Origin of the sequence: Ideonella sp. B508-1 (assembly GCF_000333615.1) — a bacterium.
In the GTDB taxonomy this organism is placed as follows: Bacteria; Pseudomonadota; Gammaproteobacteria; order Burkholderiales; family Burkholderiaceae_C; genus Ideonella.
In genome coordinates, this window is sequence record NZ_BADL01000587.1 from 1 (window position 1) to 19591 (window position 19591).

The 19591-nt window shown below is 68.5% G+C and carries 21 protein-coding genes and 2 pseudogenes; 2 read left to right on the plus strand and 21 right to left on the minus strand.

The window, feature by feature from the left end; translation table 11 throughout:
- From I73_RS23195 to fliF, 15 genes are all read right to left on the minus strand, one after another.
- A partial coding sequence (locus I73_RS23195) for a flagellar biosynthesis protein FlhB (protein WP_022982806.1) occupies nt 1–945 on the minus strand: 945 nt, incomplete at its 3' end.
- Between the two features lie 80 nt (nt 946–1025).
- Entirely contained in the window at nt 1026–2669 is a 1644-nt protein-coding gene (locus I73_RS30125) for a response regulator (RefSeq protein ID WP_022982807.1), read from the minus strand.
- 39 nt (nt 2670–2708) lie between these two features.
- Nucleotides 2709–3473, minus strand: a complete 765-nt coding sequence (gene fliR / locus I73_RS23205; RefSeq protein WP_022982808.1) for a flagellar biosynthetic protein FliR — start codon at nt 3471–3473, stop codon at nt 2709–2711.
- Entirely contained in the window at nt 3470–3742 is a 273-nt protein-coding gene (fliQ, locus tag I73_RS23210) for a flagellar biosynthesis protein FliQ (RefSeq protein ID WP_022982809.1), read from the minus strand. Before fliQ ends, fliR begins: the two co-directional genes overlap by 4 nt.
- A gap of 29 nt (nt 3743–3771) precedes the next feature.
- Nucleotides 3772–4551 (minus strand): flagellar type III secretion system pore protein FliP, encoded by a 780-nt coding sequence (fliP, locus tag I73_RS23215; protein WP_022982810.1) that lies wholly within the window; start codon nt 4549–4551, stop codon nt 3772–3774.
- Nucleotides 4538–4927 (minus strand): flagellar biosynthetic protein FliO, encoded by a 390-nt coding sequence (locus I73_RS30130; RefSeq protein ID WP_022982811.1) that lies wholly within the window; start codon nt 4925–4927, stop codon nt 4538–4540. The genes fliP and I73_RS30130 overlap by 14 nt, the downstream gene beginning before the upstream one ends.
- Nucleotides 4928–4988: 61 nt before the next feature.
- The gene (gene fliN / locus I73_RS23225; protein ID WP_022982812.1) at nt 4989–5438 is read right to left on the minus strand and encodes a flagellar motor switch protein FliN; all 450 of its coding nucleotides are present in this window, start codon (nt 5436–5438) and stop codon (nt 4989–4991) included.
- Entirely contained in the window at nt 5428–6432 is a 1005-nt protein-coding gene (gene fliM, locus I73_RS23230) for a flagellar motor switch protein FliM (RefSeq protein WP_022982813.1), read from the minus strand. The genes fliN and fliM overlap by 11 nt, the downstream gene beginning before the upstream one ends.
- 59 nt (nt 6433–6491) lie before the next feature.
- Nucleotides 6492–7109, minus strand: a complete 618-nt coding sequence (gene fliL / locus I73_RS23235; RefSeq protein WP_022982814.1) for a flagellar basal body-associated protein FliL — start codon at nt 7107–7109, stop codon at nt 6492–6494.
- 177 nt (nt 7110–7286) lie between these two features.
- The gene (locus tag I73_RS23240; protein ID WP_022982815.1) at nt 7287–8528 is read right to left on the minus strand and encodes a flagellar hook-length control protein FliK; all 1242 of its coding nucleotides are present in this window, start codon (nt 8526–8528) and stop codon (nt 7287–7289) included.
- Between the two features lie 55 nt (nt 8529–8583).
- Nucleotides 8584–9042 (minus strand): flagellar export protein FliJ, encoded by a 459-nt coding sequence (gene fliJ / locus I73_RS30135; protein WP_022982816.1) that lies wholly within the window; start codon nt 9040–9042, stop codon nt 8584–8586.
- Between the two features lie 38 nt (nt 9043–9080).
- Complete coding sequence (gene fliI / locus I73_RS23250; protein WP_022982817.1) at nt 9081–10499, minus strand: flagellar protein export ATPase FliI; 1419 nt, start codon at nt 10497–10499, stop codon at nt 9081–9083.
- Nucleotides 10499–11293 carry a FliH/SctL family protein gene (locus I73_RS23255; protein ID WP_022982818.1) on the minus strand — a complete coding sequence of 265 codons (795 nt, stop codon included), beginning with the start codon at nt 11291–11293 and terminating at the stop codon, nt 10499–10501. Before I73_RS23255 ends, fliI begins: the two co-directional genes overlap by 1 nt.
- The gene (gene fliG / locus I73_RS23260; RefSeq protein WP_022982819.1) at nt 11280–12290 is read right to left on the minus strand and encodes a flagellar motor switch protein FliG; all 1011 of its coding nucleotides are present in this window, start codon (nt 12288–12290) and stop codon (nt 11280–11282) included. Before fliG ends, I73_RS23255 begins: the two co-directional genes overlap by 14 nt.
- Before the next feature lie 12 nt (nt 12291–12302).
- Complete coding sequence (gene fliF, locus I73_RS23265) at nt 12303–14006, minus strand: flagellar basal-body MS-ring/collar protein FliF (protein WP_026097121.1); 1704 nt, start codon at nt 14004–14006, stop codon at nt 12303–12305.
- 203 nt (nt 14007–14209) lie between these two features.
- Here fliF and fliE point away from each other — a divergent pair, with 203 nt between their 5' ends.
- A complete protein-coding gene (gene fliE, locus I73_RS30140) occupies nt 14210–14506 on the plus strand; it encodes a flagellar hook-basal body complex protein FliE (RefSeq protein WP_374701977.1) in 297 nt (98 codons plus the stop codon).
- Nucleotides 14507–14555: 49 nt separating this feature from the next.
- Here fliE and I73_RS23275 read toward each other — a convergent pair whose 3' ends face one another.
- The 6 genes and pseudogenes from I73_RS23275 to I73_RS23300 form a co-directional block, all read right to left on the minus strand.
- The gene (locus tag I73_RS23275; protein WP_022982821.1) at nt 14556–15314 is read right to left on the minus strand and encodes a flagellar brake protein; all 759 of its coding nucleotides are present in this window, start codon (nt 15312–15314) and stop codon (nt 14556–14558) included.
- A gap of 32 nt (nt 15315–15346) precedes the next feature.
- Nucleotides 15347–15646, minus strand: a complete 300-nt coding sequence (locus I73_RS23280) for a flagellar protein FliT (RefSeq protein WP_022982822.1) — start codon at nt 15644–15646, stop codon at nt 15347–15349.
- A gap of 34 nt (nt 15647–15680) precedes the next feature.
- Nucleotides 15681–16118, minus strand: coding sequence for a flagellar export chaperone FliS (gene fliS, locus I73_RS23285; RefSeq protein WP_022982823.1), 438 nt, complete (start codon nt 16116–16118; stop codon nt 15681–15683).
- A gap of 172 nt (nt 16119–16290) precedes the next feature.
- Entirely contained in the window at nt 16291–17754 is a 1464-nt protein-coding gene (gene fliD / locus I73_RS23290) for a flagellar filament capping protein FliD (protein WP_022982824.1), read from the minus strand.
- Nucleotides 17755–17912: 158 nt separating this feature from the next.
- Nucleotides 17913–18758 (minus strand): flagellin domain-containing protein, encoded by an 846-nt coding sequence (locus I73_RS23295; protein ID WP_022982825.1) that lies wholly within the window; start codon nt 18756–18758, stop codon nt 17913–17915.
- A gap of 319 nt (nt 18759–19077) precedes the next feature.
- Nucleotides 19078–19347: pseudogene (locus I73_RS23300) on the minus strand (flagellin); the annotation flags it as partial.
- Nucleotides 19348–19357: 10 nt separating this feature from the next.
- Here I73_RS23300 and I73_RS33550 point away from each other — a divergent pair.
- A pseudogene (locus tag I73_RS33550) lies at nt 19358–19591 on the plus strand (SAM-dependent methyltransferase); the annotation flags it as partial.

Here is a 19591-nt window from a genome sequence, read left to right on the forward strand (position 1 = left end):
CGGGGCCTGCAGCACCGGCACCTTGGCCTCGCGGGCGATGTCGCGGATCTTCATGGCCAGCAGGTCGGTGCCCTTGGCCACCACGCGCGGCGCGCCCATCGAGGCCTCGTCGTAGCGCAGGGCCACGGCGTAGTGGGTCGGGTTCATCACCACCAGATCGGCCTGGGGCACGGCGGCCAGCATGCGCTTGCGGGCCATCTCGCGCATCTTCTGCTTGATCTTGCCCTTGACCTCCATGTTGCCTTCGGCGTCCTTGTGCTCCTGCTTGACTTCCTCACGGGACATCTTCAGGCGCTCCAGCCACAGGTACTGCTGCAGCGGCACGTCGATCAGGGCCCAGCCGCCCACCACCAGCATCAGCAGGCCGAAGCCCGTGGCGATGGTGCTGCCCATCTGGGCGATGGCGCTGGGCAGGGGCACCGCCATCAGCGAGACCATGCCCATGAACTGGGACTTGAGGTACTGGTAACCCACCGTGCCGATGGCACCGGCCAGCAGGCTCATCTTGGCCACGTCGATGATGTGCTGCTTGTTGAACAGGCGGCCCATGCCGGCGATGGGGTTGAACTTGCCGAAATCGGGGTGCAGGGGCTTGAAGCTGAGGTTCCAGCCACCCGACAGGATGGTGGTGGCCATGCCCACGCCGATCATGACCAGGCCCATGGGGATGACCAGCAAGAGGGCCTTGATCGCCAGCAGCCAGAACAGCTCGCCCATGGCCTGGGGGTTGAGCGCCCGCTCGCGGTCGAAGCGCAGGCCGGCGTCCAGCACGCCCTGGGCCCAGGCGGCCAGCGGGTGGGCCAGCACCATCAGCAGCGCGCCGCCCGCGGCCAGGGCGGTGAAGTGGCCCAGGTCCTTCGAGCGAGGGATCTGTCCGTCCTCCCGCGCACGCTGGCGGCGTTTCGCGGTGGCGGGTAAGGTGCGGTCTTGGGCGGAATCAGCCATGGTCACCCCTATGGTGCCGCGTCAGCTCCTCGGACTTGAGCCCGAAAAGCGGGGGGAAAGCCGGGGTGATCCGAACCCGTTCAGCCGCGCGCCGCGTCCACCCGCAGGCGAATGCCCTGGCGGCTCTGTTCGCCCAGGCCGGGCGGCAGCCCGCCCGCATGGCTGCCCACGCGGCGGGCGACCTCCCGCACGCGGGCCTGGATGACGCTCAACTCGCCGAGCTGCTCGGCATCGCGGCCGATCACGCCGCGGGCCGTGTCCAGCAGGCGCGCGCTGAGCGTGCGTTCGGCCTGGGTCAGCAGCGTGGCCACGGCGGTCTGAGGATCCCCCGCGGCGCTGTGGCGCAGGGCCTGTTCGGTGGTGTCGGACAGCTCGGTCTGGGCGGCCTGCAGCGCCTCGGCCCAGGCCGGCACGGCCGCCACGGTGGGGGCCAGCAGCTCGGCCGCGGTGCGCGAGCCCATGAAGCGCAGGCCCACCTCCCGCACCCAGGTCGGGGCCTCGGCCAACTCCAGGTTCTCGCGGGCCGCCGCCGCCAGGCCGGTCAGCAGGTTCCAGCCGGCCTCCAGGTCGAAGTCGCACTGCAGCCGGTCGGCCGCCAGTTCGGCCAGCGCCGCCACCGCCGCCTCGGGCTGGCGTTGCAGCAGGCGGTCCAGCGTGCGGCCCAGGGCCAGGTGGCGCCGGGCCCGGGTCTCGTCGGACGCGGTCTCCAGGGCCTGCTGCAGGGCGGCCACGGCACGGCCCAGGGCCTTGCTGTCGCGCTGGCGAAAGCAGGACACCGCCAGCAGCACCATGCTCTGGTCATCGAAGGATTTGGACGTGGCGCCCATGGCCCGCACCCGCTCCAGGGCCCGGGTGCCCCCGGCCCAGTCGCCCAGGTAGCAGGACAGCATGCCCAGGCGCTGCTGGCGGCGCAGATCGCCGGGCGTGAGCGTGGCCGCGCGGGCGAAGACCTCCAGGGCATCGCCCAGCCGCCCCTGGCCCAGCCAGGTGCGGCCCAGCAGGTCCTGGGCTTCCACGCAGGCGGAGTCGCCTTCGATCAGGGCCTTGAGCTGCTGCATGGCGGCACCGGCCTGGTGGCGGGCCTGCAGGCAGCGCACCTTGTCCAGCCGCGCCCAGCTCACCGGCTGCAGGGCCAGCAGCTCGTCCAGCCAGGCCAGCGCGGCCTCGTGCTGGCCCCCGCGCATCATCAGCTCGATGCCCAGGCGGGTGGCATAACGCCAGAAGCTGCCACGGGCCTCGAAGCGCTGGCGGCACAGGGCCACCGCCTCGTCCATGCGGTCGCCGTCCATGGCCAGGTAGATCTGTTCGAGCTCCACCCGGCGGCGGTGGGCGTTGAGCACCCGCTCGCGCAGCACCTGGGTGGTGAAGGGTTTGAGCAGGTAGGCGTCCAGCGAGGACTCGGCCGCCTCGACGACCTTGGCATAGGAGCGCTCGTCGGTGACCATGACGAAGATGGTGGACCAGGGCAGCAGGCCGGCGCGCTGCAGTTCATCCAGCAGATCCTGCCCGCCGTGGCGGCGCCCGCCCCCTTCCTCGGGGAAGTCCATCTCGCAGAGCACCAGGTCGTAGGCGCCGGACTCCAGGCGGCGGCGCGCGTCGGCGAGCTTGCTGCACTGGACCACATTGGGAATGCCCAGGTCGCGCAGCTGGCCCGACAGGGTGCTGCGGGAGTTCGCGCTGGGATCGATCACCAGCGCGGTGCAACTGTTCAGGCTCCAGGCCATGCGTTGTTCTCCCAGGAATCCGTCTTCTCGCGCCCGGACTCAGCCCCCGAAGGCCGAGAGCATCCGGCCCAGGGTCGTCATGAAGGGCGACTCCAGCATGGGCAGCATCGCCATCATGCCCACCAGACCGACGCTGATCGTGATGGGGAACCCCAGGGCGAAGATGTTGGACTGCGGGGCCACCCGGGCGATCACGCCCAGCACCAGGTTGACGAAGAGCATCACCGCCATCATCGGCAGGGCGATCCACAGGCCCATGCTGAAGATTTGCGCGCCCCAGGTCTGGGGCTGCACGGCCCGCAGGAAGGCGAAGGGTTCGGGCCCCACGGGGAAGGCCTGCAGACTGGCCACCACCACCTCGATGACGCGCAGGTGGCCGTTGGTGACGATGAACAGAAAGCTCACCAGCGTGGCGAAGAAGCGGCTGGCCGCGGTGGACTGGCTGGCCATCACCGGATCGAAGAAGCCGGCGAAGTTCATGCCCATCTGCAGGCCGATCAGTTCGCCGGCCAGTTCGACGGCGGCAAACACCACACGCACCGCGAAGCCCAGGCTCAGGCCGATGAGCAGTTGCTGGACCAGCAGCATGACGGCCAGCGGGGAATCCAGCGGCACCGGTGCCACCGGCGGGGCCACGCCCGAGGCGCACAGCGCCACGAGGAAGGACAGCGCCACCCGCACCCGCACGGGCACGGTGCGCTGGCCCAGCACCGGCAGGATCTGGAACAGCGCCAGCACCCGCAGAAAGGGCCAGAGCACCGGCGTGATCCACGCCAGGATCTGGGTTTCGGAGAAGGAGATCATCCGCCTGCGGCCAGGGGAATGGACAGCAGCATGCTGCGCAGGTAGTCGACCAGCTGGTTGAGCATCCAGGGGCCGGCCACCGCCATCACGGCCACGGCCGCCAGCAGCTTGGGCACGAAGGTGAGCGTGGCCTCGTTGATCGAGGTGGCGGCCTGGAACACGCTGACCAGCACGCCGACGACGAGCACCACGATGAGCATGGGGGCGGAGACCTGCAGCAGCATCAACAGGCCGTGCTGGCCGATGGTGAAGACCTGGGTGGCGTCCATGGGGAGTCCTTGGTTCGACCGGGTTCAGTTCATTGGGCGAAGCTGGCGGCCAGCGAACCCAGCAGCAGGTTCCAGCCATCGGCCAGCACGAAGAGCATCAGCTTGAACGGCAGGGCCACCAGCACCGGCGAGAGCATCATCATCCCCAGGCTCATCAGCACGCTGGCGACGATCATGTCGATGATCAGGAAGGGCACGAAGATCAGGAAGCCGATCTGGAAGGCCGTCTTGAGCTCGCTGGTGACGAAGGCCGGCACGATGACCTTGAAGGGCATGTCTTCGCCCTTGACCTTGGCGTCCACCTTGGCCAGCTTGGCGAACAGCTCCATGTCGGACTGGCGGGTCTGCTTGAGCATGAAGGCGCGCATCGGCACCTGGCCGCGCTGCAGGGCCTCGGTGAAGTCGATCTGGTTGGCCGAGTACGGCGCCCAGGCCTGCTCGTAGACCTTGTCCAGCGTCGGCGACATCACGAAGAAGGTCAGGAACAGCGACAGGCCGACCACCACCTGGTTGGGCGGAGCCGCCTGGGTGCCCATGGCCTGGCGCAGCAACGAGAGCACGATGACGATGCGGGTGAAGCCCGTCATCAGCAGCAGCACCGCCGGCAGGAAGGACAGCGCCGTGAAGAACAGCAGGGTCTGGATGGGCACCGAGTAGCTGGTGCCGCTGCCGCCCTGCCCCACCATCAGCGGCAGCACGGGGCCGCTGGGCGGCGTCACCTGGGCGGCGGCCGGCAGGCACAGGGCCAGCAGGCCCAGGCCGGCCAGGCCCAGGCGCAGGGCCTGTTGGCGACGATCAGTGCTGGCCATCGTGACCTCCCAGACCGCCCAGGCCGGCCGAACCGCCTTGACGCGGCTGGCGCCAGCGCTGGATCAGCTGCTGCACCGTCACGGCCTGGGGCTGGGCCAGCTCGCCGGTGGGCAGGGTCAGCGGGGTGTCCAGGGTGTGCAGGGCGGTGATGCGCTCGGCGCTCACGCCCAGCACCAGCCACTTGGCGCCGGCGCCCTGCCCCAGCTCGACCACCACCACCTTCTGGGACGGCGACAGGGCCAGGCTGGAAACGGTACGCATCAGACCGGGCTGGCCGGTGCCGGCGATGCCGCTGCGGCGCATCAGCCACAGGGCCAGCGGGATCAGCGCCACCACCAGCAGGAAGGCCAGCAGCGGCCACAGGGAAGAGGTCATCGGGTTCATGGGGATCGGGTGGGGGCCGCAGGCGGGGTGCTCGGAAGCGTTCGGGACGGGTTCAGAGGCGGCTGAGGCGGCGCATGCGCTCGCTGGGGGTGACGATGTCGGTCAGGCGGATGCCGAACTTGTCGTTCACCACCACCACCTCGCCCTGGGCGATCAGGAAGCCGTTGACCAGCACATCCATCGGCTCGCCGGCCAGCGCGTCGAGTTCCACCACCGAGCCCTGGGCCAGCTGCAGGATGTTCTTGATCGGGATGCGGGTGCGGCCGAGCTCCACGGTCAGCTGGACGGGGATGTCCAGGATCATGTTGATGTCGTTGCCGGCGCCTGCCCCCGCGGTGGAGGGCGTGAAGTTGGTGAAGGCTGCGGGCGCCACCTGTTCGGGGGCCGCGCTGACTTCGCTGGCCACGTCGCCGCCCGCGCCCTTGGACTCGGCCAGGGCCGCGGCCCAGGCATCGGCCATGTCGTCCTGCTCGGACGGGTTGCTTGCTTCTTCAGCCGACATTGTGATCTCCCAGCCAGCCCAGGTTGGAGCCGGTCAGCAAACGTTCGATCTTGATGGCGTAGTGCCCGTTGGAAGTGCCGTAGTGCGCGTCGAACACGGGCACGCCGTCCACCTTGGCCTGGATTTGCGGCTCCAGGTCCAGCTCGATGAAGTCGCCGGGCTTGAGGGCCAGCAGCTGCTCCACCGTGGCCGGGGCGGTGCCCAGCTCGGCCACCAGGTCGACCTCGGCCGACTGGATCTGCTGTTTGAGCAGCTTGACCCAGCGGTGGTCCACCTCGACGGAATCGCCCTGCATGGACGAATACAGCACGTCGCGGATGGGCTCCAGCGTCGAGTAGGGGATGCAGAAGTGCACCGAGCCCGAGGTCTCGCCGATCTCCAGCGTGAAGCTGGTGGCCACGACGATCTCGCTGGGCGTGGCCACGTTGGCGAACTGGGGCTGCATCTCCGAGCGCTGGTAGTCCAGCTCCAGCGGGTAGATGCCGCGCCAGGCGCGCTTGTACTCCTCGCTGATGCAGGTCACCAGGCGCTCGATCACGCGCTGCTCGGTGGCCGAAAAGTCGCGGCCCTCGATGCGGGTGTGGAACTTGCCCGAACCGCCGAACAGCGAATCGATGACCGCGAAGACGATGCTCGGGTCGCAGACGATCAGACCCGAGCCGCGCAGCGGCCGCACCTGCATGATGTTGAAGTTGGTCGGGACGACGATCTCGCGCAGGAAGGCGCTGTACTTCTGCACCTTGATGCCGCCGATCGAGACCTCGGGGCTCTTGCGGATCATGTTGAACAGCCCCACGCGGATGTTGCGCGCGAAGCGTTCGTTGATGATCTCCATGGTCGGCATGCGACCACGGACGATGCGCTCCTGGCTCGCCAGGTCGTAGGCACGGATGCCATCGGTCGGCGCCTCTTCCTGCTCGAGCTTCTGGCTTTCGCCGGTGATGCCCTGCAGCAGTGCGTCGACTTCGTCTTGCGAGAGGATCTGCTGGTTCATCGCTGTGTCACCTCACCGACGGCCACCGGAGGCCAGGGCCGCGGGCGAAAGCTCCCATGTCACTGGATGATGAAGCTGGAGAACTGGATGGCCTTGATCGGCGAGTCGTCGATCGTGTCGTAGTTGCGGCGCTTCTTTTTCTTGCCCGGCTCGGCAGGGGCCTCCTGCGCATCCGGGTCTTCCAGCTCAATGCCCATGGGCAACACGGACTCGCGCAGGATCTGCTCGGCCAGCTTCTCCTTGCCGCCCTCGGCCATCAGTTCCTCGGAGCTCTTGTGCGAGAGCAGCAGCAGGATGTTGTTGCGGATGGCCGGCAGGTAGGCCTTGATCTCTTCGCTGGCCTTCTCGTCCTCGACCTGCAGGGTGATGCCGATCTGGGCATAGCGGTCGGTGTCGCGGTCGGTCAGGTTGACCACGAAGGGATCCAGCGCCACGAAGCTGGGCGGGTGCTTGGGATCTTCCTTCTTGTGCTCGCGCTTGGGCTTCTTCTCGACCTGCGCGGTCTCGTCACCGCTGCCATCGCCGTCCTCGCCGTCGCCGTGCTTCTTCTTGAGCAGGAAGAAGGCGGCGCCCCCGCCCAGCACCAGCAGCAGGACGAGCGCGAGCACGATGATGATCAGTTTCTTCTTGCCCTTGGGGGCCGGTGCTTCGGCAGCGGGCGCAGCGGCAGAGGACATGGCGGCTCCTTGTGTTCTGTTCGGGTCCGCGGGCTTCCCCGCGGGGAAGGTCGCAACGGACCTGTGATGAACAGATTATTGGGAGCCGGGGCCCGCACCGAAGCCATGAAAAGCGGGCCTTTTTGGCACCCGGCGGCGCCTGAGCGGGGGCGGCGCCGGGCCGGGGACGGGTCGCCCTCAGGCGTAGAAGTCGACCAGGCCCTGCTGGCGCACCACCGGCCGGCTGCTGCCGGCGCTGCCAGCATCGGCCACGCCGCCCAGGGCACTGCCGCCCCGCCCGGCCCGGCCGGCCGAGCGGCCGGCGCCCTGCTCCCCGGACGGGTCCGAGGAGCGGCTGCCCTGGTCGAAGACCTGGCCACCGGCCAGGCTCAGGCCCACGCCGTCGAGCTGGGCCGAGAGCTGGGGCAGGGCCAGGTTCAGGGCCTCGCGGGTGCCGGGCACGGCCGAACCCAGCTCCACGTGGGTCTGCCCGTCCTTGACGGCGATGTGGATCTCGATGGGCCCCAGGTCCTGCGGATGCAGTTCCAGCGACGCATGCTCGATGCCGTCGTTGACCCAGGTGCTGAGCTGAACGCCCAGCGCGGCGGGAAATTCGGGATGGTCCGGCGCCATCGGCAGCTGGGCGCTGGCGGCAGGCGCCGCCTCGGGCGCCTGGCTGGGCGGCGGGGTCACCGGAGCCGTCAGGGCCCCCAGGCTGGCCAGCCCGGGGTCGGCGGCACCGCCCGGGGCAGGGGCCTGCTCCTGGCGGGCATGCATCACGGCCAACAGGGCGCCATCGCCCCCCGCCGGGCCACCGGCCTGCTGCAGGGCGGCGGCAAAGTCGCCGCTGCCATGGGCCCCGGGCAGGCCGTGGCCCGCGGTGCCGGTCGCCTTGGCCGCGGCACTGGCGTCGGTGCCGGTGGCGTCCGCGGCGGGCTGGGCGCCACGCGCCTCGACCCGGGCGGCGCGGCCCCCATGGCCGGCCATGGCGTCCGAGGCCGCGCGTCGACCGCGCGCGGCGGCCTCGGCCCCGGCGCGGGCCATGGCCACGGTGGACGGCGCCACACCCTGGGCCTGGGCCGCGGCGTTCGGGTCCAGGTCGTCGGTGGTGGCCTTGCTGTGGTCGGTGGCGGCCTTGTCCTTGTCCTGGGCAGTGACCGTCGAGGCCTCGTCACGCTTCTCGGTGGGCTGGGCGGCACTGTGACGGGTCTGCAGGGCGGTCTCGCCCTCCTGGGGCGCGGCGCCCTTCAGGCCGTGCTGGGTGCGCAGCATCTGGGCAAAGTTCTTGGCATGTTCGCTGCGCCCCTCGGCCTGGCTGGTGCCCCCTTTGCTGGGCGCGGCGCTGTTGCCGCCGGTGCGGTTGGCCTGGCGCTGGGTGGCGGACTTGGTGGCGGCAATGCGTTCGAGCGCAGAGGTGCTGTTTTCGGCGTTCAGTGGCATGGCGGTCTCTCGGATGCGGATGGAAACGGGATTCGGGGGCAATCGGGCGCAGGGATCAGGCCGCAGCCAGGTTCTGGCGGTTGGCCCAGGCCTTGCGCTGGGCGGCCTCGTCGCTCTGCTTCTGCTCGCGGCGGTCGGCCGCCAGCCGCAGGGCCTGCTGGCGACGCTCGATCAGGCGCTTGACGGTGGCCAGCTTCAGCTCGCACTGGCGCAGGCGCTCGCGCCCGGCCTCCCAGCGGGCCTCGGCCTGCCGGGCCACGCCCTGCTGGGCGCCGATGGCCTGGTCCAGCCGGCCGACGAAGCCGTGGTAGCAGCGCAGGATCTCGATCGGAGCGGACTGCTGGAACTGGTTCGACCAGCGCTGCTGGTACTCGACGCGGTAGTCCTGCAGGGTCTGCACCTGGCCCTGGGCGGCCCGGGCCTGGCGCTCCAGCGCCTGGCATTCCTGCGCGGCATCGTCGCGGCGCTTCTGCTCGCGTTCCAGCAGGGTGCCCAGAATCTTGATGCGGTCCATCTCGGGGGTCCTTCAGTCGGTGGGGTCCGATGGCGTGTTCAGGCGGCGGGGTTCAGGTGCTGCAGGGCGCGGCAGCTGGCCTCCAGCGTGGCTTGCTCGTGCATGCCCTGCTGCAGCAGCGACACCAGCTGCGGGTGCACCTTGACGGCGGCGTCCAGCTCCGGATCGCTGCCGGGCACATAGGCACCCAGTTGGATGAGGTCGCGCGCCTTGTTGAACTTGGCCAGCCACTGGCGGGCCCGGCGGGCGGCGTCCAGGTGCTCGCGCGGGGCGACCGAGGTCATCACCCGGGAGATGGACTTCTCGACGTCGATGGCCGGGAAGTGACCGCCCTCGGCCAGCTCGCGGCTGAGCACGATGTGGCCGTCCAGGATGCCTCGGGCCGCGTCGGCGATCGGGTCCTGCGGGTCGTCGCCCTCGGTCAGAACGGTGTAGAAGGCGGTGATGGAGCCCACGCCGTTGAGGCCATTGCCGGAGCGCTCGACCAGGGCCGGCAGCTTGGCGAAGCAGCTGGGCGGGTAGCCCTTGGTGGCCGGCGGCTCGCCGATGGCCAGGGCGATCTCGCGCTGGGCCATGGCGTAGCGGGTCAGGCTGTCCATCAGCAGCAGCACATGCTGGCCCTTGTCGCGGAAGTGCTCGGCAATCGCCGTGGCGTAGCTGGCGCCCTGCATGCGCACCAGCGGCGGCGCATCGGCCGGGGCGGCCACCACCACGGCGCGGGCCAGGCCCTCCTCGCCGAGAATGTCCTCGATGAATTCCTTGACTTCACGGCCGCGCTCGCCGATCAGGCCGACCACGATGACATCGGCCTCGGTGTAGCGGGCCATCATGCCCATCAGCACCGACTTGCCCACGCCGGTGCCGGCGAACAGGCCCAGGCGCTGGCCGCGGCCCACGGTGAGCAGGCTGTTGATGGCGCGCACCCCGGTGTCCAGCGGCTGGCGCACCGGGTCGCGGTCCATGGCGTTGATGGGGCGGCGCACCATCGGCTCGTTCTGCACATGCTGCAGCGGGCCGGCGCGGTCCATCGGCTGGCCCTGGGCGTCCACCACCCGGCCCAGCAGGCCGTCGCCCATGGGCAGGTGCAGGCCGCGGTCCTCGCTGCGGCGCCAGGGGTGGTTCTCCACCCCGAAGCGCGGCGGGATCTGCGGCACCGGCAGCGGCATCACCCGGGCGCCGCTGGCCAGGCCATGCAGGTCGCCGGTGGGCATCAGGTAGGCGCGGTCGCCGTTGAAGCCGACCACCTCGGCGTGGACCGGCGGCTCGCTGCCACCGCCGCCCACCGAGCAGACGGCGCCCACGGGGGCCCGCACGCCGGCGGCTTCCAGCACCAGGCCGGTGACGCGCACCAGGGTGCCCTGCATTTCCAGCGGCTGGGGCAGGCCGGCGTACAGCCGCATGTCCTTGAGGAAGCGGTTCCAGCGCTGGGTGCGCTCGACCTGTTGCTGGCCGGCCATCAGACGCCCCCTTTCTCGTGCAGTTCCTCTTCGGGCTCGGCCCAGGCCAGCGGCACGTCGAAGACGGCAGCCGCATGGGCCCAGCGGGTCTCGATGCTGGCATCGACCTGACCGAGGTCGGATTCGACCCGGCAGCCACCGCGCTGGATGTCCGCATCGGGCACCAGCTGCACCTCGCGGGCCTTGAGCGCGTCGGCCGCGCCCTCGGCCACCAGGGCGGCGTCCTCGGGGTTCAGGCGCAGGCGCAGGTGGCGGGCGGACAGCACCACGGCGGCCATGGCCTCCTGGGCCACCTGCACCACCGCCTCGGGGCGCTGCTGCAGCTCGCTGCGCACCACCTGGCGGGCCAGGGTGACGGCGCTCTCGACCAGGGTCTGGGCCAGGCGGGCCTCCAGCTCGGTCAGTCCGTCCTGGAAGGCTTCGCTCACCTGGGCCAGCTGGGCGCTGACCTGCTGGGCGAACTGGCGCTTGGCGGCCTCCAGGGCCTCCAGGCCGTCGCGGTAGCCATCGTGCCAGCCCTGCTGACGGGCCTCGTGGAGGCGGGCCTCCCATTCCTCGGCGCTGGGGCCGGCTTCGGCCAGCGGCTCGCCTGCCGGCTCGGGTTCGGGCGCGGGGGCCGGGGCGGACACGCCCAGCGGCGCGCGCTCGATGCCGGCGAAGACGTCGGGGGTCCAGGCGGCGAAGCCCTCCAGCTCCTCGCGGGGGATGAAGCGGGCGTAGGCGCTGGCCGGTCGCGTGTTGCCCCCCTGCGGGGGTGGCACCTGACGGGGCGTGCTCGGCTTAGAGGAAGTCATCGCCGCCTCCAGATGCGATCACGATCTGGCCTTCGTCCACCAGGCGACGCACGATCTTGAGGATCTCCTTCTGCTCGCCCTCGACCTCGGCCACGCGCACCGGGCCGCGGGATTCGAGGTCCTCGCGCAGCGACTCGGCCGCGCGGCTGGACATGTTCTTGAAGATGCGCTCGCGCAGCTCCGGCGTGGCGCCCTTGAGCGCGATGATGAGCGAGTCGCCCTGCACTTCCTTGAGCACGGTCTGGATGGCGCGGTCGTCGAGCTTGTTCACGTCGTCGAAGGTGAACATGTTGTCCATGATCTTCTGGGCCAGCTCGCCGTCGGCCTCGCGGATGTAGTCCAGCGCGGAGGTCTCGACCGAGGAGCCCAGCATGTTGATGATCTCGGCCGCGGTCTTGACCCCGCCCAGCGAGGCCTTCTTGAGACGGTCGCCACCCGCCAGCACCTTGGAGAGCACCTCGTTGAGGTCCTTGAGCGCGGTCGGCTGGATGCCGTCGAGCGTGGCGATGCGGATCAGCACCTCGTTGCGCTGGCGTTCCGTGAAGGACTTCAGAACTTGAGAAGCCTGGTCGAAATCCAGATGAACCAGGATGGCGGCAATGATCTGAGGATGTTCGTTGCGCAGCAGTTCGGCCACCGAGGCGCCGTCCATCCACTTCAGGCTCTCGATGCCGCTGACATCGCTGCCCTGCAGGATGCGGTCGATCAGCAGGTTGGCCTTGTCCTCGCCCAGGGCCTTGCGCAACACCGACTTGACGTACTCGTCGGTGTCGTTGACCAGCATGTGCTGTTCCTTGGCGATCTCGGTGAACTTCTCGAGCACCGTCTCCACGCGTTCGCGGGGAATGACCTTGAGCCGGGCAATGGTCTCGCCGAGCTTCTGCACTTCCTTCGGGCCAAGGTGCTTGAAGACGTTGGCCGCCTCCTCCTCGCCCAATGACATGAGCAGGATGGCGGCGTCTTCGACGCCTTGGTCTTCCGAGCTGTCCTTGGCCATGTTCTGTTCCCGTCAGGCGGCTTCGCCGGTGACCCACTCGCGCATGATGTTCGCCACGGCCGCGGGGTTGTCGCGGGCCAGCTGGCGGGCCGCCTCGAGTTTGCCGTTGGCCGCCGCGCTGTTCTCCAGCAGCGGCGTGCCGGCGCCTTCCTCGCCCGGCAGGGCGGTCGCGTCGTCGACCACGGCGTCGAGCTGGGCCAGCTTCTCGTCCTCGGCCGGGGCCGAGGGCGGCGGAGCGAAGGCGTCCTTGAGGGTGGGACGGATGACGCCGAAGATCAGGGCCAGGGCCACCAGGGTCAGGGCGCCCGGCACGGCGGCGGTGCGCAGCAGGTCGCGCAGCCAGGGCTGCTGCCACAGCGGCAGGGCTTCTTCGGTCGGTTCGGTGGGGGCCTGGAAGGGCGCGGCCACCACGCGCACCGAGTCGCCACGGTCCTTGTCGTAGCCCACGGCTTCCTGCACCAGGGCGGTCAGCTTGTCCAGCTCGTCCTGGGTGGGGGGGTTGGTGCTGGTCTTGCCCTTGGCATCGGTGGCGGTGCGGTAATTCACCACCACGGCGGCGTTGACCCGCTTGATCATGCCGGTGGCGTTGCGGGTCACCCGCACGGTCTTGTCGACCTCGTAGTTGGTGACCGATTCCTTCTTGTTGTTGCCGCCGGTGTTGCCGGCATAGGCGGCCTGCAGCGGGGCCGAGGCGCCGTTGATGGGGGCCTGGGCCGGCACCGGGGGCTGGTTGGTGGCCGCGCCGGGCACGCCGGTGGGCACGGTGTTGCCCTGGTTGCTCGACTCGGTCATCTGCTGGCTGCGCACGGCGGCCGGCTGGTCGCCCTGGTTGGGGCGGAACTGTTCGGAGGTGGCCTCGCTCTGGGTGAAGTCCACGTCGGTGGTCACGGCCACGCGCAGGTTGTCACGGCCGACCACCGGCTCCAGGATGTCCTGCACCCGCTTGAGGTAGCTGGCCTCGACCTGGTGGACGTAGCGCAGCTGCTGCTCGTCCAGGCTCTGCTGGCTGTTCTCGCCCGGGCCGGACAGCAGGGTGCCGTGCTGGTCCACCACGCTGACGGCCTTGGCATCCAGGTCCGGCACGCTGGAGGAGACCAGGTGCACGATGGCGGCGGTCTGGCCGCGGTCCAGGCTGCGGCCGGCGAACAGGGTCAGCATGACACTGGCGCTGGGTTTCTGCTGCTCGCGGAAGAAGCCGTTCTGCTGCGGCAGGGCGAGGTGCACGCGCACATCCTCGACGCCGTCGAGCTTGAGGATGGTGCGGGCCAGTTCGCCTTCGAGGGCGCGCTGCATGTTGCTGCGCTCCTGGCGGTCGGTCTGGCCGAAGCGGGCGTTGTCCAGCAGTTCGTTGCCGGTCACGCTGGCCTTGGGCAGGCCGGCGGCGGCCAGACGCATCTTCAGGTCGTAGACCTTGTCAGCCGGCACCATGATGGCGCCACCGCCTTCGCTGTACTTGTAGGGCACGTTCATCTGCTGGAGCTGGGCCACGATGGTCCCGGCTTCCTTGTCCGGCAGATTGCTGTAGAGGATCTTCCAGTCGCCCTGCCCGGCCCAGATGGCCATGGCCACCAGGGCCGCCAGCACGGCCGCCACGGCCACGCCCAGCTTCATCTTGGTGGCCGCGGGCATGGCGGAAAGCTTGCCCATCAGGTTCTTGGGCGGCGCGTCCGGCAGGGCCGGCTCCAGAGGCACGGGAGTGGCGAGAGCGGTATCCATGGATGGGCGGGTTCGGCAAATCGGGCCCCATGAGGGGGCATGGGCTCGATTGTTCGGCAGCCGGCCCCCCGCCCATGGCGCAAGAAGCCCCCCAAACCCGGGGCAGTTCCGTTCTTCTTGGCGCCGCCAGCTGCCTACCATGGCAACCATCGCTCCCCACCTGTGGAGGATGAACCCATGGACCTGAAACTCATGCCCTTTCGATTCAAACAGGCGGTGGCCAAGGCCGGGCTGGCGCCGGACGGCACCCCGTTGGCGCGCGCCCGCGCGACCCAGAAGGGGGACTTTCAGACCGCATGGCCAGCGCGCTGCAACAGGTCAGCGATGCACAGAACGAGAACTCGCGCCTGCAGCGGGAGCTGCAGTTGGACAACCCCTCGGTCTCGCTCGAGGACACCATGGTGGCCATGCAGAAGTCGCAGATCGGCTTCCAGGCCACGATCTCAGTGCGCAACCGCATGGTGCAGGCCTACACCGACATCATGAACATGCAGGTCTGAGCGGGCACCACCGGCGCCCTGCCCCCGTCCCGCGGCTCAGCTTCGCAGCTCAGTCCAGCGACAGCATGCGCCGGCGCTTCTGCGTGGCGTCGATGTAGCGCTGCAAGGCCCGCTGGGCCTCGGAATCCAGGCCCCGGAACTCGCAGCCCAGCCGCACGCCCTTGGCCTGCGGGTGGATGGCGGTCACGTGGGCGATGTTGAGCTGGGCCGGGAACTGGGTGTCCGGATCCAGCGCCATCTGCACGCCGCGCACCTGGATGCCCGGCTCCACCATGGGCAGGTCGGTCGGCAGGAACAGGGCGCAGCCGCCGATGCTCACGTCCAGCACGCGCAGGTCCAGGCGGATCTCCGGCATCTGCGGATGGCGGAAACTGGCCGTCGGGGCGCTGCGCTCCAGGGTGCGCACCCGGAAGCTGGCACGGCGCTGGAAGCGGAAGAGCTCGCGCGGCATCGCGGCCTGCAACACGCAGCTGCGGGTGCCATGCACCAGCAGCCGGTTGGCGACGTCGAACTGGATCTTGATCTGGTCGAGGTAGGCCACCGCGGTCACCTCCTCGGACTCCACCAGGCGCTGGACGGTGGGCGCCGTCATGTCCACGGTGAAGGCCACCTTGCGGTTCTGGGTGTCCAGGCTCCACAGCGTGGTGCCGTAGGCGCTGCCATCGGCGCCACAGAGGTTGACCAGCGTGCTGCGCTCCATCAGGGCCTTGAGCAGCGCCCGGATCTCGACCGCATCCTGGATGCGGAAGTCCGAAAGCGACGCATCCCCGGTCATGTCCAGGGGTGCGGGCTGGGTGTCAGAGAACATGGTCGGGTCCTGCAGAAATCCGAGAGGGCCGGTCAGTGCAGCGTCTTGCTGCGGCCGTGCATCATGTTGTCCAGATCTTCCAGCCAGGGCTCGGCCAGGTGGCGGATCTCGGCGTCATTGAGCAGGATGCGCTGCATGATCTTGGACTTGACCTGGTTGTCCTCGGCCTTCAGAGCCCGGTCCTTGGCAGCCTGCTTGAGCTGGGAGATCAGCACCGCGCAGGCGCCCTCCAGCTTGACCACCTCGTCCCAGTTGCCGTCGCGCGCCGCGCTGAGCATGTCGCTGCTGGCCCGCTCGATGGCCTCGTAATAGCTCAACAGGCTCTCGTTCATGATCGTTCTCCCGTGTCTCTCTCGTGCGGGGCTCTCAGTTGAGGCGACCGGCCTGAACCCGTGGACCGATGGCCTTCCAGGCCTCGCGCAACGGCTCCATCAGGTTCTCACACTCGATGATCACGTTGGCATCATTGCGGACGTTGGCCAAGGTCAGGCGCACGGTCAGATACGCGTACAGGTCGTGCAGATCCTGGGCCAGTCGACCGCCCTCCCCAAGGTTGAGGCAGGCCTTGAGCCCCTCGTCCACGATCCGGGCCGCCTTGCTGAGGGCGCGGCCCTTGAGCTCAATCTGGCCGCTGGCCAGGTAGCCATGCGCCTGCTTGAGGGCCTCCATGTAGCCGTCGAACAGCATCTCGATGAGCTTGTGGGGGCTGGCATCGGCCACCCCGGTCTCCACACCGACACTGCGATAGGCACCGGCAAAGCTGGCGGCTTGGCCAAGGGAGCGGGAGTAAGCGGGGCTGAACATCGTGCTGTCTCGATTCGTTGCGGTGTTGAACCGTTATCGACGACTCCCGCCGCTTCTTGAGCCGAACAGAGGGTGGTTTGCCCGCCTTCTTGCGCAGCTCTGAGATCAAGAAATCTGCCAGGAAACAAAAAGGGCGCCCCAAGGCGCCCTCGCAAGGAACGGAGCGGGTGTCTCAGGCGCTCTTGCTCAAGGCCGAGACCTGCTGGGTGACGTAGCTGCTGAGCGCATTGAGCGAGGCCATCTGGGTATCCAGCGTCTGGTACTGGGCCCGCAAGCGGGCTTCGTAGCTGTTCAGGTGATCGGTGAGCTGGTCCTGGCGATCCTGATTGCGCTTGATCTTGTCGTTCAGGGCGTTCTGGCTGAGCTGCAGCGACCCGCTGGTCGAGTCCAGAACCGCATTGCCCAGGTTGAGGAAACGGTCCATGAAGCCCGAGCTCCCCGCATCAGTCCCGTCAGTGGCCATGGCCTTGGCCAGTTCCGACGGATTCGCCAGCGCAGTGTCCAGCTTCGAGGTCACGGTCAGCGTCCCGTCCGCGGCCGTGCTGATGCCCAGATCGGAGAGATGCTGATAGGTACCCGAGGCCGTGCTGGTGGCGTTGATGACGCTGCGCATCTGGCTCAACAGATTCATCGTGGTGCTGTCGCCCTGCAACGGCCCCCCCACACCCTGGGTGCCCTTGCTGGTGGGCGGTGTGTACTTGGTCTGGTCCTTGATATAGCTGACCAGCGCGTTGTAGCTGGTGACGAAGGCGTTGACCGCCGTCTTCATGCTGTCGGTGTTGCTGACGGACGTCAGCGCCACCTCGCTGGAGCTGACCTTGCCGACAGTGATGGTCAGTCCATCGGCCACGTTGCTGAAAGTATTGGTGGTGGACTCCACCTGGATGCCGTTGATGGTCGCCTTGGCATTGCCCGCCGACTGGTTGAGCGACATGGGACTGCTGTTGCTCGACGAAGGGTCGTAGCCCAGGGCGGACAGCCCGGTGTTGGCATTGCCGTCGTCACTGTCTTCGGTGGCGGTCACCTTGAAACCATTCACCGCCCCGGTGGTACTGGAGCGCAGCGACAAGCGGGCGCCGTTGGCATCGTTGACGATGGTGGCGGTCACACCAGCATTGGCCGCGTTGATCTTGTCCCGGATCGACGACAGACTGGTGTCGCCGGAGCCGATGGTGATGCTCACCGGGGACGAGCCGCTCTGGCTGGTGAAGTTCGATCCCGACCAGGTGCCCAGCTGGATGGTCAGCTTCCCCGTGTTCAGGGTGGCACTGGACGAGGAAAAAGAGCCCGAGGTGATGGTCTGTCCACTGGCCAAGGCCTGGACCGACACGCCGTAATTGCCGGCGGCGCCACCATCGGCCACCGATCCAGTGACCACGGTGCTGTCGGCGGAGCTCACCTTCATGCTCTGCCAAAGCGAGCTCTGCGTCAGGGCCTTGGCCGCGTCGCGCATGGTGGAGGTCAGGCTGGCGAGCTTGCCGATCGACGACAGCTGGGTCTTCATCGAAGACTGCTCGGACGCCAACTGGTCGATGGGCTTCTGGTCCACCGCCACCAGTGCCGAGATGATGGACTCGGAGTTGATCCCGGCGCCGACACCCAGCGACGAGAGCGGGACCGAAGTAGAAGAAGACATCGTGGTTCCTTGGTTCAGGCCAGGATCGAGCGGTGTTCCAGAGCCCGCCCGTGCCGATCACCGGCTTGCGCTGTCCCTGTCGCTTGTCTGGAAGCAACATCGGCCGCAAGAGCGGCCGACTTGAGGAGGATTTGGAGTGGAATGCGCCTGCGACAGGTTTATCCCAGCAGCTTAAGCACCTGCTGCGGCAACTGGTTGGCCTGGGCCACCATCGCCGTGCCAGCCTGTTGCAGAATCTGCGCCCGGCTCATATTTGCTGTTTCTGCCGCGTAGTCGGCATCCATGATCCGGCTGCGGGCCGCCGACTGGTTCTCCACCGCAGTCTGCAGATTGGAGATGATGGCGTCGAAGCGGCTCTGGGTCGCACCGAAGGTCGCCCGGGTGTCGTTGACCAGATCGATGGCGGCGTCCAGGCTGTCGATCACATTGCCGATCGCACCCGCCGTCGCGTTCTGGTCGATGGCGGCCGACGACGTCGTGACCGTGGTGATCGTGACGTTCTGGGTCATGTCACTGGTGGAGACGTTGATCACGTCGTCCGCCGTGGTGTTCGCGCCGATCTGGAAGGTCAGCGTGGTGGCATCCGCCCCCAGGATGTGCTTGCCGTTGAAGGTGGTCCCGCCCAGCACCCGGGCGATTTCGGCCTGCAGTTCCACGAATTCCTTGTTCAGGGAATCCTTGTCGGAGCTGGAGTTGGTCGAGTTGCGGGCTTGCACTGCGAGTTCACGCATGCGCTGGAGCGCATCGCCCACCTTGGAGAGCGCGCCTTCGGCCGTCTGGGACAGCGAGATGCCGTCATTGGCATTTCGCACGGCCACATTCATGCCGCGCACCTGAGAATTCATCCGCTCGGCAATCGCCAGACCCGCGGCATCGTCCTTGGCCGAGTTGACACGCAGGCCCGAGGACAGGCGCTGCATGGAGACACTCAACGACGACTGCGATGCGTTGAGGTTGCGCTGCGCATTGAGCGAAGCAAGGTTCGTGTTGATGGTCTGTGGCATGCGAGCACTCCTGAAGAATCCACCCATCCGGCGAACATGCCGGCCTCTCCGGGCTCGACGGAACCATCCGTCGCAACCGCCAAGCCCGGCGCCAGGTCACCGCCTCAAGCACCCATCAACTTGGGATGGGCGTTCTCGCCAGTGCCTCCGGACCACAACCGCTCGATCAAACAATCGAGTGGTCGATGGGAGAAATTCTCAGAGGGAGTGCGGCTTGCCAAAGCCGCGAAATGAGGCCTGTTCGGCCACCAGTTCCGACCCCTGAAGCACCGAAGGCCCCGCGGGGTCACCCCGAGGAGCCTTCGGATTCAGGTGCCGATCAGCCGATCAGCTTGAGCACGCTCTGCGGCATCTGGTTGGCCTGGGCCACCATCGCCGTGCCGGCCTGCTGCAGGATCTGGGCGCGGCTCATGTTGGCCGTTTCCGACGCGAAGTCCGCATCCATGATCCGGCCGCGGGCTGCCGACTGGTTGACCACGCCCTGCTGCAGGTTCGAGATGATCGCGTCGAAGCGGCTCTGGGTCGCACCGAACACCGCACGCTGGTTGTTCACCGTGTCGATGGCCGTGTCCAGGTTGTTGATCACCGTGGCGGGGCGCATGGGCTGTTATCGTCCGCCCCTTTCGACGCAGCGCTGGCTGGACCGCTACGCGTGGATGGAGCGGCTGGGAGGCCATTGGTGGCCCGTGCTGGGCGCGGCCTATTTCATCGTGGCGGTCAAGCGGGTGCGCGGCATGCGCCTGGTGGGACTGAGCCGCAGTCCACGCGCTGCGGGGGCCGCGGCCACGCCGGCCTCGGTCATCGGGCGCTGGCCGCCCTCCCGCAGCCATGAG

Excerpts from the sequence above, each read along its gene's own strand:
- I73_RS30125 (WP_022982807.1), bottom strand. The coding sequence starts at position 2,669 with ATGGCCTGGAGCCTGAACAGTTGCACCGCGCTGGTGATCGATCCCAGC.
- fliR (WP_022982808.1), bottom strand. The coding sequence starts at position 3,473 with ATGATCTCCTTCTCCGAAACCCAGATCCTGGCGTGGATCACGCCGGTG.
- fliQ (WP_022982809.1), bottom strand. The coding sequence starts at position 3,742 with ATGGACGCCACCCAGGTCTTCACCATCGGCCAGCACGGCCTGTTGATG.
- fliP (WP_022982810.1), bottom strand. The coding sequence starts at position 4,551 with ATGGCCAGCACTGATCGTCGCCAACAGGCCCTGCGCCTGGGCCTGGCC.
- I73_RS30130 (WP_022982811.1), bottom strand. The coding sequence starts at position 4,927 with ATGACCTCTTCCCTGTGGCCGCTGCTGGCCTTCCTGCTGGTGGTGGCG.
- fliN (WP_022982812.1), bottom strand. The coding sequence starts at position 5,438 with ATGTCGGCTGAAGAAGCAAGCAACCCGTCCGAGCAGGACGACATGGCC.
- fliM (WP_022982813.1), bottom strand. The coding sequence starts at position 6,432 with ATGAACCAGCAGATCCTCTCGCAAGACGAAGTCGACGCACTGCTGCAG.
- fliL (WP_022982814.1), bottom strand. The coding sequence starts at position 7,109 with ATGTCCTCTGCCGCTGCGCCCGCTGCCGAAGCACCGGCCCCCAAGGGC.
- I73_RS23240 (WP_022982815.1), bottom strand. The coding sequence starts at position 8,528 with ATGCCACTGAACGCCGAAAACAGCACCTCTGCGCTCGAACGCATTGCC.
- fliJ (WP_022982816.1), bottom strand. The coding sequence starts at position 9,042 with ATGGACCGCATCAAGATTCTGGGCACCCTGCTGGAACGCGAGCAGAAG.
- fliI (WP_022982817.1), bottom strand. The coding sequence starts at position 10,499 with ATGGCCGGCCAGCAACAGGTCGAGCGCACCCAGCGCTGGAACCGCTTC.
- I73_RS23255 (WP_022982818.1), bottom strand. The coding sequence starts at position 11,293 with ATGACTTCCTCTAAGCCGAGCACGCCCCGTCAGGTGCCACCCCCGCAG.
- fliG (WP_022982819.1), bottom strand. The coding sequence starts at position 12,290 with ATGGCCAAGGACAGCTCGGAAGACCAAGGCGTCGAAGACGCCGCCATC.
- fliF (WP_026097121.1), bottom strand. The coding sequence starts at position 14,006 with ATGGATACCGCTCTCGCCACTCCCGTGCCTCTGGAGCCGGCCCTGCCG.
- I73_RS23275 (WP_022982821.1), bottom strand. The coding sequence starts at position 15,314 with ATGTTCTCTGACACCCAGCCCGCACCCCTGGACATGACCGGGGATGCG.
- I73_RS23280 (WP_022982822.1), bottom strand. The coding sequence starts at position 15,646 with ATGAACGAGAGCCTGTTGAGCTATTACGAGGCCATCGAGCGGGCCAGC.
- fliS (WP_022982823.1), bottom strand. The coding sequence starts at position 16,118 with ATGTTCAGCCCCGCTTACTCCCGCTCCCTTGGCCAAGCCGCCAGCTTT.
- fliD (WP_022982824.1), bottom strand. The coding sequence starts at position 17,754 with ATGTCTTCTTCTACTTCGGTCCCGCTCTCGTCGCTGGGTGTCGGCGCC.
- I73_RS23295 (WP_022982825.1), bottom strand. The coding sequence starts at position 18,758 with ATGCCACAGACCATCAACACGAACCTTGCTTCGCTCAATGCGCAGCGC.